We start from the raw sequence: 14,070 nt of genomic DNA, 5'->3' as shown, positions 1-14,070 counted from the left end.
CTGTGGAAGCACATCTGTTGGAATGGCTGAACCTGAGCGTGCGCTGGGTTCACATGATTACTGGCGTGGCCTGGATCGGCGCGTCGTTCTACTTCGTCTGGCTGGAGAACAACCTCAACCGCGTCAACCCGAAAACCGGCCTGGCCGGTGACCTGTGGGCGATCCACGGTGGCGGTATCTATCACCTCGAAAAATACAAACTGGCCCCACCGGCGATGCCGGAGAACCTGCACTGGTTCAAATGGGAAGCCTACTTCACCTGGATGTCGGGTATCGCGCTGCTGTGCGTGGTGTTCTACTCCAATCCAACGCTCTACCTGCTGGCTCCGGGCAGCACCCTGAGCGGCCCTGAAGGCGTGGCCATCGGTATCGGCTCGCTGTTCCTCGGCTGGTTCATCTACTCCTTCCTGTGCGACTCGGCACTGGGCAAACGCCCTGCTCTGCTTGGCTTCATTCTGTTCGTGCTGATCATTGGCGCAGCGTATGGCTTCAGCAAAGTGTTCAGCGGTCGTGGTGCGTACCTGCACGTCGGCGCGATCATCGGCACCATCATGGTCGGTAACGTGTTCCGCATCATCATGCCGGCACAGCGTGCACTGGTTGCCGCAATTGCCGAGAACCGCACGCCGGATCCGGCGCTGCCAGCCAAAGGTTTGCTGCGTTCGCGTCACAACAACTACTTCACCCTGCCGGTGCTGTTCATCATGATCAGCAACCACTTCCCGAGCACTTATGGCAGCCAGTACAACTGGTTGATCCTGGCCGGGATCGCGGTGTTGGCGGTGTTGGTGCGTCACTACTTCAACACCCGTCACGACAGCCACAAGTTTGCCTGGACTCTGCCGGTTGCAGCGGTGGGCATGATCACCCTGGCCTACGTCACCGGCCCAACGCCGATGTCGACCGCACCGGAAGTGGCCAAGGCACCAGCCAAAATCGAGTACCAACCGCTGCCGGAAACGGCATTGGGCGGTGGCGCGAAACCGGCTGAAGCGGCGGCACCTGCTGCACCCGCAGCCCCTGCAGCAGCACCGGCGCAAGCCTCCAACGCAGGTCCGGCCTTCGACAAAGTGCACAACGTGATTCAGGAACGTTGCGCGGTTTGCCACTCGGCCAAACCGACCAGCCCGTTGTTCAGTGCGGCGCCTGCCGGTGTGATGTTCGACACCCCAGAGCAAATTCGCCAGAACGCGGCGCGCATCCAGGCGCAAGCCATCACCACGCAGATCATGCCGCTGGGCAACATCACGCAGATGACCCAGCAAGAACGTGACCTGATCGGTGCATGGATCGCCCAGGGAGCACAGACCAACTAAGCAACAAAGCTTCGCGAGCAAGCTCGCTCCCACAGAGATCGCGCATTTCCTGTGGGAGCGAGCCTGCTCGCGAATCGCCTTAACGCGGTTTTACCTGATGCAAAGAAACAGCTGTGAGCAACCCGGCAGCTGTTCAATCACAAGAATAAAAAGATCCGAGGTGTTGCATGTCCGAGCTGTCCAAAGCGCGCATCCCCGACGCACCCGCCATTCAGCGATTGCCCCTTTTGCAACTGATCCTGGTCGGTTTGCAACATGTTCTGCTGATGTACGGCGGTGCCATCGCGGTGCCGCTGATCATTGGACAGGCCGCTGGCCTGAGTCGTGAAGAAATTGCCTTCCTGATCAACGCCGACCTGCTGGTCGCCGGTATCGCCACCATCGTGCAATCCATGGGCATAGGCCCGATGGGCATTCGCATGCCGGTGATGATGGGCGCCAGTTTTGCTGCAGTCGGCAGCATGGTCGCCATGGCCGGCATGCCCGGTATCGGCCTGCAAGGCATCTTCGGTGCGACGATCGCTGCCGGTTTCTTCGGCATGCTCATCGCGCCGTTCATGTCCAAGGTCGTGCGCTTTTTCCCGCCGCTGGTGACCGGCACGGTCATCACCTCGATCGGTTTGTCGCTGTTCCCCGTGGCCGTAAACTGGGCCGGCGGCGGCGCCGCTGCTGCGCAATTCGGCTCACCGATTTATCTGGCCATCGCCGCTCTGGTGTTGGGCACCATTCTGTTGATCCACCGCTTTATGCGCGGTTTCTGGGTCAACATCTCAGTCCTGATCGGCATGTGCTTTGGCTATTTGTTGTGCGGCGCAATTGGCATGGTCGACCTGAGCGGCATGGCCAGCGCGCCATGGGTTCAGTTCGTCACTCCGCTGCATTTCGGCATGCCGAAATTCGAACTGGCACCGATTCTGTCGATGTGCCTGGTAGTGGTGATCATCTTTGTTGAATCCACCGGGATGTTCCTCGCGCTGGGCAAGATCACCGGCCAGGAAGTCTGCCCGCGCATGCTGCGTCGCGGCTTGCTGTGTGATGCCGGCGCCTCGTTTGTCGCTGGTTTCTTCAACACCTTCACCCACTCCTCGTTCGCGCAGAACATCGGCCTGGTGCAGATGACCGGCGTGCGCTGCCGCTCGGTAACCATCGTTGCCGGTGGCTTGCTGATCGTGTTGAGCCTGCTGCCGAAAGCAGCGTTTCTGGTGGCGTCGATTCCGCCGGCGGTACTCGGCGGCGCAGCGATTGCGATGTTCGGCATGGTCGCCGCGACCGGGATCAAGATTCTCCAGGAAGCCGACATCGGTGACCGGCGCAACCAGTTGCTGGTCGCGGTGAGCATTGGCATGGGCCTGATCCCGGTGGTGCGTCCGGAGTTTTTTGCGCATTTGCCGATGTGGATGAGCCCGATTACCCACAGCGGCATCGCCATGGCAACGCTCAGTGCGCTGACGCTGAACCTGCTGTTCAACATTCTCGGCGGCAAAGAGCGCGCGGCGATCAATGACTGCCACGCGCATTAACAGCATTACTGATTATCCCTGTGGGAGCGAGCTTGCTCGCGAAGAGGCCATGTCAGTCAACATCACTGTTGAATGACACACCGCTTTCGTCGGAACGCCGCCCGGAGCAAGCTCGCTCCCACAGGGACTGTGCAACACCCTGCCTCAAACAATAAAAACAAGAGGGAGCAACAGATGATTCGCACGCAAACCAACGTTCTGTTGAGTGGCGGCCTGCTGGCCGCGAGTCAGGCCATGGCCGGCGATTTACTGCTGTGGCAGACCAACAGCCTGAGCTATCTGTACGGCAAGAATTTCGCAATCAACCCATCGATCCAGCAGACGCTGACCTTCGAGCACGCCGACAAATGGAAGTACGGCGACAACTTCCTGTTCGTCGACAAAATCTTCTACAACGGCAAGGAAGACGCGAACAAAGGCCCGCACGCGTTCTACGGTGAATTCACCCCGCGCTTCTCGTTCGGCAAGATCTTCGACCAGAAGCTCGAGTTCGGCCCGATCAAAGACGTCCTGCTGGCCATGACCTACGAATATGGCGAAGGCGACAGCGAGGCCTACCTGATCGGCCCAGGTTTCGACCTCAAGGTGCCCGGTTTCAACTACGTCACCCTGAACATCTTTCGCCGCCAGACCGAAGGCCCGCGTCCCGGCGATGGCGTCTGGCAGATCACCCCCGGCTGGTCCTACAGCTTTCCCCTGGGCAATTCCGATGTGCTGATCGACGGCTACCTCGATTGGGTAGTCGACAACGATGAGAACTCACGCGGCACCTACCACGCCAACCTGCACATCAATCCGCAGATCAAATATGACCTGGGCAAAGCTTTGGGCTGGAGCCAGAAGCAACTGTATGTCGGCACCGAATACAGCTATTGGAAAAATAAATACGGCGTCGAAAACACGCACAACTTCGACACCAATCAGAACACCGCCAGCCTGCTGGTAAAGGTGCATTTCTAAGATGGCCCGCAACCGTGCCCCATACCTGTCGTCGGTGCTCTGTTGCGGGGCACTTGAGAGCTGGCCGAGGAGTCAGTATTCTCCGCGGCCTCCTGAATTCGGTCTAAAAAAAAGCCCGGATTTAATTCCTGACCGAAAAGCCAACATATCCCGGCCCCGGTCAGTACCGAGGCGTCCCGAAAACACACTCAATCGACTGTTTTTCAGCAGCCGAGCGGGTGTTTTTTTGCTTTTCGAAAGCCTTGGCTCAGCTCTTGCTAACAGCAACGAAGCTGACCGATCGGATGAGTTTTTGCAGCAACGAAAAAAGGCGCCACACCAGAGCGCCGATCTAAAAAAAAATAACGTGGAACACCTACTTTGGGAGCAACCGAATGAAACGTATGTGCACCAGCCTGATGCTCGCGGGATCGATGTTGGCCGGCGGCCGGGCCATGGCCGAAGGCCTGCTGCAGTGGCAGAACAACAGCCTGACCTACCTCTATGGCAAGGACTTCCAGGTCAACCCGCGCATCCAGCAGACCGTCACCTTCGAGCACGCCGATGCGTGGAAGTACGGGGACAACTTCCTGTTCGTCGACAAGATCTTCTACAACGGCAAGCCTGACAGCGGCGTCGGCAACAACACGTATTACGGCGAGTTCAGCCCGCGCCTGTCGCTGGGCAAGATCCTCGACCAGAAGATCGAATTCGGCCCGATCAAAGACGTGCTGCTGGCGATGACCTACGAGTTCGGTGAAGGTGATGTCGAGTCTTACCTGATCGGCCCTGGTTTCGACCTGGCCATCCCGGGCTTCGACTACTTCCAGTTGAACTTCTATCAGCGCCACACCGAAGGCCCACGTGCGGGCGACAACGTCTGGCAGATCACCCCGGTGTGGTCGTACACCATTCCGGTTGGCAACTCGAACATCCTGATCGACGGTTTCATGGACTGGGTCAGCGACAACGACGTCAACAAAAAGGGCGAGTACCACGCCAACCTGCACTTCAACCCACAGATCAAATACGACCTGGGCAAAGCGCTGCGTCTCGGCGAGAAGCAGTTGTACGTCGGTGTGGAATACGACTACTGGAAAGACAAGTACGGCATCGACGACACCGGTGCGTTCAAGACCAATCAGAGCAACACCAGCTTCCTGGTGAAGTACCACTTCTGATCCGGCGGCGTCCGCAAGGACGCCTTCGCGAGCAAGCTCGCTCCCACAGTGGTTCAATGTTGAATGCGAATTCCGCATACGACGCCGAACCCTGTGGGAGCGAGCTTGCTCGCGAATGGGTTCAAACAAGATTCGAGGCGGACGCCACCGTTTCGGATATCCCGAGAAACCGGCACAGCTCCTCGCGCTTGGCCAACGCATCCCGCCGCCCCAGATCAATCAACTCGCTGCAATACCCCGCCTCGAACAACAGATAACTCAACACCCCTGCCCCACTCGTCTTGGTCGCGCCCGGTCCGCGCAAGAACAAGCGCAACGCCGCCGGCAATTCCTGGCGATGCCGTGCCGCGATTTCATCGATCGGCTGGCTCGGCGAGATCACCAGCACCTCCACCGGCGCCACACCCAACTCACGGGTCGGCGTGCCGGCGGGCATCAAATGGCTGAACTGGTTGAGACGCTGAAGTAACTCGATGTCGCTCTCCAGGCTGTCAATGAACGTGCTGTTGAGCATGTGCCCGCCAATCTGCGCCAGCGTCGGCTGTTGCCCGGTGTAGGCGCGTTCCAGCGGCTGCTGCGGATCAAAGCCGCGCGGGTTGCCACTGACACCCACCACCAGCACTCGGCTCGCGCCCAGGTGCAGTGCCGGGCTGATCGGTGCGGATTGCCGCACCGCGCCGTCGCCAAAATATTCATCGCCGAGTTTGACCGGCGCGAACAGCAACGGGATCGCCGAACTGGCGAGCAGGTGCTCCACCGTCAGTTCCGTCGGCACGCCAATGCGCCGATGGCGCAGCCATGAATCGATCTTGCCGCCGCCCTGATAGAACGTCACCGCTTGCCCGGATTCGTAGCCGAACGCCGTCACCGCCACCGCATGCAATTGCTTGCGCGCGATCGATTCGGCGATACCGGGCATGTGCAGTTTTTCATTTAGCAGAGCGCGCAGCGGCGAACTGTTGAGTAGCGCCACCGGCAGTTGCCGACCGAGGCCGAGCAGGCTGTGGCTGACAAAACGGCTGGCCTGACGGATAACCCCGGGCCAGTCACTGCGCAGCACGCGATCGCTGCGAAAGCCCTGCCAGAACAAGGTCAGGCGTTCGATGGCGGCGCGAAAGTCGCTAGCGCCACTGGCGAGGCTGACGGCGTTGATCGCCCCGGCCGAGGTGCCGACGATCACCGGAAACGGATTGTCCGCACCCAGCGGCAGCAATTCGGCAATCGCCGCCAACACGCCCACCTGATACGCCGCCCGAGCCCCGCCGCCGGAAAGAATCAAACCTGTGACCGGTTCAGCTGGGCTCATCGCAACACTCCATGGTGCTTGAAAGGATGGGGGAATCAACCGCGTTTGGCGTACAGCTTCGGCTCGCCCGGTGGCCGGCTCTTGAAGCGTCGATGCGCCCACAGGTACTGCTCGGGGCAGGCACGCAACGCACTCTCGACCCACTGATTGATGCGGATGCAGTCGGCTTCTTCGGTTTCGCCGGGGAAATCTTCCAGCGGCGGATGAATCACCAACCGATAACCGCTGCCGTCGGCCAGACGCTCCTGGGTGAACGGCACCACCAGCGCCTTGCCCAGACGCGCAAATTTCGTCGTCGCTGTCACAGTCGCCGCCTGAATGCCGAACAGCGGCACGAAAATGCTCTGCTTGGCGCCATAGTCCTGATCCGGCGCATACCAGATCGCGCGACCGGAACGCAGCAGCTTGAGCATGCCGCGCACGTCGTCACGCTCCACGGCCAGCGAGTCGAGATTGTGCCGCTCGCGACCGCGACGCTGGACGAAGTCGAACAGCGGGTTTTTGTGTTCGCGGTACATGCCATCAATCGTGTGCTGCTGACCGAGCAAGGCCGCGCCGATTTCCAGCGTGGTGAAATGCGCGGCCATCAGAATCACGCCTTTGCCTTCGCGCTGGGCCTTTTGCAAATGCTCCAGGCCTTCAACGTGGGCCAGCTTGGCCAGACGCTCGCGCGACCACCACCAGCTCATGGCCATTTCAAAAAAGGCGATACCGGTGGAGGCGAAATTTTCCTTGAGCAGGCGTTTGCGCTCAGCGGCGGATTTTTCCGGGAAGCACAGTTCAAGATTGCGCTTGGCGATGCGCCGCCGGTCGCCGGCCACGCGATACATCAACGCACCCAAAACACGACCGATGGTCAGCAAGACCGGATACGGCAACTGGACGATCAGCCACAAAAGCCCCAGACCGCACCAGAGCGGCCAGAAGCGTGGCGATAAAAAGGCTGTTCGAAAACGCGGGCGATCCATTAAAGCTTCCGTAAATGCAGTGGCCGCGCATTCTACATCGTTCGACCCGGCTTGCGGCCTGCGGGCGTTCTCGTTATAAGTCTCGGCACTTTTAGTGACAAGCCGTTGTATGCCGACATGAGCCAAACCGAACCGTTAGACCAAGATCCCGTATTCCAGCTCAAGGGCAGCATGCTGGCCATTACTGTGCTGGAACTGGCCCGTAACGACCTCGAAAGCCTCGATCGGCAATTGGCCGCCAAAGTTGCCCAGGCGCCGAACTTCTTCAGCAACGCGCCGCTGGTTCTGGCGCTGGACAAACTGCCGCCAAGCGAAGGCGCCGTCGATCTGCCAGGCCTGATGCGCGTCTGCCGTCAACATGGCCTGCGCACCCTGGCGATTCGCGCCAGCCGTATCGAAGACATCGCCGCCGCCATCGCTATCGACATTCCGGTGCTGCCGCCGTCGGGCGCCCGTGAACGACCGCTGGAAACACCCGAAGCCGAGGTCAAAAAGAAGCCGGAAAAACCGCCGGAGCCAACGGTCAAACCGACCCGCGTGATCACCACGCCAGTACGTGGTGGCCAACAGATATATGCCCAGGGTGGCGATTTGGTCGTGGTGTCCTCGGTCAGTCCGGGGGCGGAACTTCTCGCCGATGGCAACATCCATGTATACGGCCCGATGCGTGGTCGGGCGCTGGCCGGCGTGAAGGGTGACACCAAGGCACGGATTTTCTGTCAGCAATTGAGCGCTGAACTGATCTCCATCGCCGGTCATTACAAGGTTTCCGAAGATTTGCGCCGCGACCCTATGTGGGGCTCGGGCGTACAGGTCAGCCTGTCGGGCGACGTGTTGAACATCATTCGGCTTTAACGGATACTGCCGCATTTTCCAAGCATCTCTAAAACGTAGCGAAAACGGCTCAAACGAAGTAGGAAAAAGGCTCAATGCCGAATTCCAGCCAAGGCTGTCCGACTGCAGTAGTTTTCAAGAGATGTTTTTCAGGGGCTAAAAAGTCCTTCTTCCTTAGGGGTGAAACACCTTGGCCAAGATTCTCGTGGTTACATCCGGCAAGGGTGGTGTGGGTAAGACCACCACCAGCGCCGCTATCGGTACCGGCCTCGCTCTGCGCGGCCACAAAACAGTGATCGTCGACTTCGACGTGGGCTTGCGTAACCTTGACCTGATCATGGGTTGCGAGCGCCGCGTGGTGTATGACTTCGTCAACGTGGTCAACGGCGAAGCCAACCTGCAACAAGCGCTGATCAAAGACAAGCGCCTGGAAAACCTCTACGTACTGGCCGCCAGTCAGACCCGCGACAAAGACGCGCTGACTGTCGAAGGCGTGGAAAAAGTCCTGATGGAGCTCAAGGAACAATTCGAGTTCGTCGTCTGCGACTCCCCGGCGGGCATCGAGAAAGGTGCTCACCTGGCCATGTACTTCGCTGATGAAGCGATCGTCGTGACCAACCCGGAAGTGTCCTCGGTACGAGATTCGGACCGCATGCTGGGCCTGCTGGCCAGCAAATCGCGCCGCGCCGAACGTGGCGAAGACCCGATCAAGGAACACTTGCTGATCACTCGCTACCATCCAGAGCGTGTTGAAAAGGGCGAAATGCTGGGCGTTGAAGACGTCAAGGAAATCCTCTCGGTAACCCTGCTCGGCGTGATCCCGGAATCCCAGGCGGTGCTCAAGGCATCCAACCAGGGCGTCCCGGTGATTCTCGACGACCAGAGCGATGCCGGTCAGGCCTACAGCGATACCGTCGACCGTTTGCTGGGCAAAGAAAAAGCCCACCGTTTCCTCGATGTCGAGAAGAAGGGATTCTTCGAGCGCCTGTTTGGAGGTAGGTAATGAACCTTTTTGACTTCTTTCGTGCCAACAAAAAGCCAAGTACCGCCTCGGTAGCGAAAGAGCGTCTACAGATCATCGTGGCGCATGAGCGCGGCCAGCGCAGCACGCCGGATTACTTGCCAGCCTTGCAGAAGGAACTGGTCGACGTGATCCGCAAGTACGTCAACATCGGCAACGACGACGTACATGTTGCACTGGAAAGCCAGGGCAGTTGCTCGATTCTGGAACTCAACATCACCCTGCCTGATCGCTGAGTCGATCCGGCAGGTACGACGGCGGTTCAGGGCCATCCCCATGCGGGATGGCCCTGAACCGCCGTTGGCATTTGTTACGAGGCTGTTTTAATGCCGCTGTCCAACATCCGCATCATCCATCAGGACGCCGCCGTACTGGTGGTCGACAAACCGACGTTGCTGCTCTCGGTGCCCGGTCGCGCCGACGACAACAAGGATTGCCTGATTACCCGCCTGCAGGAAAACGGCTACCCCGAAGCGCGCATCGTCCATCGCCTGGACTGGGAAACCTCCGGCATCATTTTGCTGGCGCGTGATGCCGATACGCATCGCGAACTGTCACGGCAGTTTCATGACCGCGAAACTGAAAAGGCCTACACCGCACTGGCCTGGGGTCAGCCGGAACTGGACAGTGGCAGCATCGATTTGCCCTTGCGTTACGACCCCCCGACCAAACCGCGCCATGTCGTCGACCACGAATTCGGCAAGCATGCGCTGACCTTCTGGCGTGTGCTGGAGCGTTGCGGCGACTGGTGCCGCGTTGAGCTGACACCGATCACCGGCCGCTCGCATCAGTTGCGCGTGCACATGCTGTCGATCGGGCATCCGCTGCTCGGTGATGGCCTCTACGCCCACGAGCAGGCGCTGGCGGCATGGCCACGCCTGTGCCTGCACGCGAGCATGCTCAGCTTCACCCATCCGCAAACCGGCGAACGCCTGCGTTTCGAGTGCCCTGCGCCGTTCTGACAAGCACCACCGAACCCATGTGGGAGCGAGCAGGCTCGCTCCCACATGGGTTCGGTGCAGATTCAATTCCCCGGCCGATGCGTTAAACTCCCGCCCACTGCTGTCTGGAGTTTCTTATGCGCGAAGAGTTGAACCAAGGCCTGATCGACTTTCTCAAGGCCTCCCCTACCCCGTTCCACGCCACCGCCAGTCTGGTGCAGCGTCTGGAGGCTGCCGGTTTCGTGCGCCTCGACGAGCGCGAGCCCTGGACCACCGAGCCGAACGGCCGCTATTACGTCACCCGTAACGACTCCTCGATCGTCGCGATCAAAATGGGCCGCACCTCGCCACTGCACGGCGGTATCCGCTTGGTTGGCGCGCACACCGACAGCCCGTGCCTGCGGGTCAAGCCGCAACCGGAACTGCAGCGTCAGGGCTTCTGGCAACTGGGTGTTGAAGTCTACGGCGGTGCCCTCCTGGCGCCGTGGTTCGACCGTGATCTATCGCTGGCCGGCCGCGTGACCTTCCGCCGCGACGGCAAAGTCGAAAGCCAGTTGATCGACTTCAAGGCGCCAATCGCGATCATTCCCAACCTGGCCATTCACCTCAACCGTGAAGCCAATCAGGGCTGGGCGATCAACGCGCAGACCGAACTGCCACCGATCCTCGCGCAATTCGCCGGTGACGAGCGCGTCGACTTCCGCGCCGTGCTCACCGATCAACTGGCCCGCGAACATGGCTTGAACGCCGACGTCGTGCTCGATTACGAGTTGAGTTTCTACGACACGCAAAGCGCTGCAGTGATCGGCCTCAACGGCGACTTCATAGCCGGCGCGCGCCTCGACAACCTGCTGTCGTGCTACGCCGGCCTGCAAGCCTTGCTGACCGCCGAAACCGACGAAACCTGCGTGCTGGTGTGCAACGACCACGAAGAAGTCGGTTCCTGCTCGGCCTGCGGCGCCGATGGCCCGATGCTCGAACAAACCCTGCGTCGTCTGCTGCCGGAAGGTGACGAGTTCGTCCGCACCATCCAGAAGTCCCTGCTGGTCTCGGCCGACAACGCCCACGGCGTGCACCCCAACTACGCGGAAAAGCACGATGCCAACCACGGCCCGAAACTCAACGCCGGCCCGGTGATCAAGGTCAACAGCAACCAGCGCTACGCCACCAACAGCGAAACCGCCGGGTTCTTCCGCCATCTGTGCATGGCCGAAGAAGTGCCGGTACAGAGCTTCGTGGTGCGCAGCGACATGGGTTGCGGCTCGACCATCGGCCCGATCACCGCCAGCCACCTCGGCGTGCGCACTGTCGACATCGGCCTGCCGACCTTCGCCATGCACTCGATCCGCGAACTGTGCGGCAGCCATGACCTGGCACATCTGGTCAAAGTACTCAGCGCGTTCTACGCCTGCCGCGAATTGCCCTAAAAGCTTCGCGAGCAGGTCGAATCGTCGCACCGTCGCTCCCACAGTTTGAAATGCATTCCAATGTGGGAGCGAGCCTGCTCGCGAAAGCGTCAGTTCAGGCAGCACAAATTTCATCTTGAAACCGGCTCAACTCTGATACACATCAGAACAGCTCAAGCAAAACCGACCTAGACTTACATCATTCATTTCGACAAGGCAGTCTCCATGATCTCGATGTCTTCGTTCCACGCCATGCTCATTCCCATCCTGTGCGGAATGATCCTGCTGGCGATCGGTTTCAACTTCCGTGACAAGAACGCCGGGGTATTTGCCATGTGGGTCGGCATGCTGACGATCCTCGCCACGGTGGTCTACAAGATCCTCGCCAAACTCAACGAATAAATCCGCGCCCGGCTCGCATTGAATGGGTGGGCCTCGTACACTCCAGCGAATCCGCCCCTTGCGAGGTTGACCGCCTAGTGTTCGCTCGTCTTTTTGCTTTGCCCAGTCTGTTCCTTGTCTGCCTGATGACACTGCTGCCGATGGCGCCCGCCCACGCGGTCGGCTTGCCCGGTCTGCTCAACACCAACAAGGCCCAGCCAGAAGCCCAGGAACCGCTCGGCCAGTCCCTCGACGAAGTCATCAAGTCGCTGGAAAACGACAAGCAACGCGCGCAACTGCTGACCGACCTGAAAAAGCTGCGCGACGCCACCAAAAAGGCCCAGGCCAGCCCCGAAGAAGGCGTACTCGGCCTGATCGGCGGGACCCTCGCCAACTTCGAAAAGCAATTCACCGGTGCCGACAGCCCGCTCAACCGCTGGGGCAACGAGTTCGACCTGGCCAAGGACGAACTGAGCGCGATGCTGCTACCGGCCAACGAGTGGCTGCCGATCATTTTCGGTTTCGCCATGATCCTGATGGTCTGGAGCCTGCTCGCCGCCGCGCTGATCTGGCTCAGTCACCGGGTACGCATGCGCTTCGGCCTCACCGAAGAACTGCCGCAACACCCCAAAGCCCTCGACATGCTGCGCTTTGCATTACGCAAGCTCGGGCCATGGCTGATCGCGTTGGTAATGACCGTCTACATGAGCTACGCGCTACCGTCGTCGCTAGGCAAAAGCCTGGCGATGGTGCTGGCCTATGCGCTGGTGGTCGGCACCTGTTTCTCGGCGATCTGCGTGATCGCGTTTTCCCTGCTCGACGGCCCGCACCGCCATCGTGCGCTGTACATCCTGCGTCATCAGGCGTTCCGGCCGCTATGGCTGATCGGCAGCTTCGCCGCGTTCGGTGAAGCGTTGAACGATCCGCGCCTGATCGAAAGCCTCGGCGTGCATCTGGCCCACACGGCCGCGACCATCGCCAATGTCCTCGCGGCAATCTCCACCGGCCTGTTTATCCTGCGTTTCCGCCGGCCGATCGCGCACTTGATTCGCAACCAGCCGCTGTCACGACGCCTGACCCGCCGCGCCCTCAGCGATACCATCGAAATCCTCGGTACCTTCTGGTACGTGCCGGCGCTGGTGCTGGTCGGCATCTCGCTGTTCGCCACGTTCGTCTCCGCCGGCGACACCAGCACCGCACTGCGTCAGTCGCTGATCTGCACCGTGCTGCTGGTGTTGTGCATGGTGATCAACGGCCTCGTGCGCCGCCACTCACTGAAACCGCAACGCGGGCCGAAACGTCACGCGCTGTATTCCGAGCGTCTGAAAAACTTCTTTTATACCCTCGCGCACCTGCTGGTCTGGCTGGTCTTTATCGAACTCGGCCTGCGCGTCTGGGGCCAGTCGCTGATCGGTTTTGCCGAAGGCGAAGGCCATGACATCAGCGTCAAACTGTTCAGCCTGATTGGCACACTGGTTTTCTCCTGGCTGATCTGGATCCTCGCCGACACCGCCGTGCACCACGCCCTCACCCGCTCGCGCAAAGGCCTGGCCAATGCCCGCGCGCAAACGATGATGCCGCTGATCCGCAACGTGCTGTTCGTGGCGATTTTCATCATTGCGTTGATCGTCGCGCTGGCCAACATGGGCATGAACGTCACGCCACTGCTGGCCGGTGCCGGTGTGATCGGTCTGGCCATCGGTTTCGGTGCGCAGTCGCTGGTCGCGGACCTGATCACCGGTCTGTTCATCATCATCGAAGACTCGCTGGCCATCGATGACTACGTCGACGTCGGCGGCCACCTCGGCACTGTCGAAGGCCTGACCATCCGCACCGTGCGCCTGCGCGATATCGACGGCATCGTCCACACCATCCCGTTCAGCGAAATCAAAAGCATCAAGAACTACTCGCGGGAGTTCGGTTACGCGATCTTCCGTGTCGCGGTGCCGTACAACATGGAAATCGACGACGCGATCAAACTGATGCGAGAAGTCGGCCAGAAGATGCGCACCGACCCGCTGCAACGGCGCAACATCTGGTCGCCGCTGGAGATTCAGGGCGTCGAAAGTTTCGAATCCGGCAGCGCGATTCTGCGCGCGCGGTTCAAGACCGCGCCGATCAAACAATGGGAAGTGTCTCGAGCCTTCAACCTGTCGCTCAAACGCCATCTCGACGAAGCCGGACTCGATCTGGCGACGCCGCGCATGAGCGTGCAAGTGATCACTGCCGGTGGCGGCCAGCCGAAGGAATAGCACTC

13 protein-coding genes are annotated in these 14,070 nt (G+C 60.2%); 11 read left to right on the top strand and 2 right to left on the bottom strand.

From position 1 onward, the window contains the following. Positions 1-2 precede the first annotated feature (2 nt). From AB4O11_RS17215 to AB4O11_RS17200, 4 genes are all read left to right on the top strand, one after another. On the top strand, positions 3-1,316 hold the full coding sequence (locus tag AB4O11_RS17215; protein WP_194934498.1) for a urate hydroxylase PuuD: 1,314 nt from the start codon (positions 3-5) through the stop codon (positions 1,314-1,316). Positions 1,317-1,483: 167 nt separating this feature from the next. After that, positions 1,484-2,836: a nucleobase:cation symporter-2 family protein gene (locus tag AB4O11_RS17210; protein WP_099758423.1), complete on the top strand. Its 1,353-nt coding sequence runs from the start codon at positions 1,484-1,486 to the stop codon at positions 2,834-2,836. A 174-nt stretch (positions 2,837-3,010) separates the two neighbouring features. Beyond that, entirely contained in the window at positions 3,011-3,796 is a 786-nt protein-coding gene (locus tag AB4O11_RS17205) for an outer membrane protein OmpK (RefSeq protein WP_064118622.1), read from the top strand. Positions 3,797-4,170: 374 nt separating this feature from the next. Next, positions 4,171-4,956, top strand: coding sequence for an outer membrane protein OmpK (locus AB4O11_RS17200; protein ID WP_460127586.1), 786 nt, complete (start codon positions 4,171-4,173; stop codon positions 4,954-4,956). A gap of 121 nt (positions 4,957-5,077) precedes the next feature. Here AB4O11_RS17200 and AB4O11_RS17195 read toward each other — a convergent pair whose 3' ends face one another. Next, on the bottom strand, positions 5,078-6,262 hold the full coding sequence (locus AB4O11_RS17195; protein ID WP_093441640.1) for a patatin-like phospholipase family protein: 1,185 nt from the start codon (positions 6,260-6,262) through the stop codon (positions 5,078-5,080). A gap of 35 nt (positions 6,263-6,297) precedes the next feature. Next, on the bottom strand, positions 6,298-7,230 hold the full coding sequence (locus tag AB4O11_RS17190; RefSeq protein ID WP_093441635.1) for a lipid A biosynthesis lauroyl acyltransferase: 933 nt from the start codon (positions 7,228-7,230) through the stop codon (positions 6,298-6,300). Between the two features lie 117 nt (positions 7,231-7,347). Between AB4O11_RS17190 and minC the strand changes: the two genes are divergently transcribed. From minC to AB4O11_RS17155, 7 genes are all read left to right on the top strand, one after another. Beyond that, positions 7,348-8,085: a septum site-determining protein MinC gene (gene minC / locus AB4O11_RS17185; RefSeq protein ID WP_026000431.1), complete on the top strand. Its 738-nt coding sequence runs from the start codon at positions 7,348-7,350 to the stop codon at positions 8,083-8,085. 169 nt (positions 8,086-8,254) lie between these two features. Further along, positions 8,255-9,067, top strand: coding sequence for a septum site-determining protein MinD (gene minD / locus AB4O11_RS17180; RefSeq protein WP_007913953.1), 813 nt, complete (start codon positions 8,255-8,257; stop codon positions 9,065-9,067). After that, positions 9,067-9,321, top strand: a complete 255-nt coding sequence (minE, locus tag AB4O11_RS17175) for a cell division topological specificity factor MinE (RefSeq protein ID WP_003223146.1) — start codon at positions 9,067-9,069, stop codon at positions 9,319-9,321. The genes minD and minE overlap by 1 nt, the downstream gene beginning before the upstream one ends. 90 nt (positions 9,322-9,411) lie before the next feature. Beyond that, positions 9,412-10,047: an RluA family pseudouridine synthase gene (locus AB4O11_RS17170; protein ID WP_007960625.1), complete on the top strand. Its 636-nt coding sequence runs from the start codon at positions 9,412-9,414 to the stop codon at positions 10,045-10,047. A gap of 116 nt (positions 10,048-10,163) precedes the next feature. After that, entirely contained in the window at positions 10,164-11,453 is a 1,290-nt protein-coding gene (locus tag AB4O11_RS17165) for a M18 family aminopeptidase (RefSeq protein ID WP_007919200.1), read from the top strand. A 204-nt stretch (positions 11,454-11,657) separates the two neighbouring features. Continuing rightward, the gene (locus AB4O11_RS17160) at positions 11,658-11,834 is read left to right on the top strand and encodes a hypothetical protein (RefSeq protein ID WP_016982863.1); all 177 of its coding nucleotides are present in this window, start codon (positions 11,658-11,660) and stop codon (positions 11,832-11,834) included. A 77-nt stretch (positions 11,835-11,911) separates the two neighbouring features. Then, the gene (locus AB4O11_RS17155) at positions 11,912-14,065 is read left to right on the top strand and encodes a mechanosensitive ion channel family protein (RefSeq protein ID WP_093441630.1); all 2,154 of its coding nucleotides are present in this window, start codon (positions 11,912-11,914) and stop codon (positions 14,063-14,065) included. The last annotated feature ends 5 nt before the right edge of the window (positions 14,066-14,070 follow it).

The sequence above is a fragment of the Pseudomonas sp. H1_D05 genome, from assembly GCF_054682705.1.
This window is presented reverse-complemented; position numbering and strand designations above follow the sequence as displayed.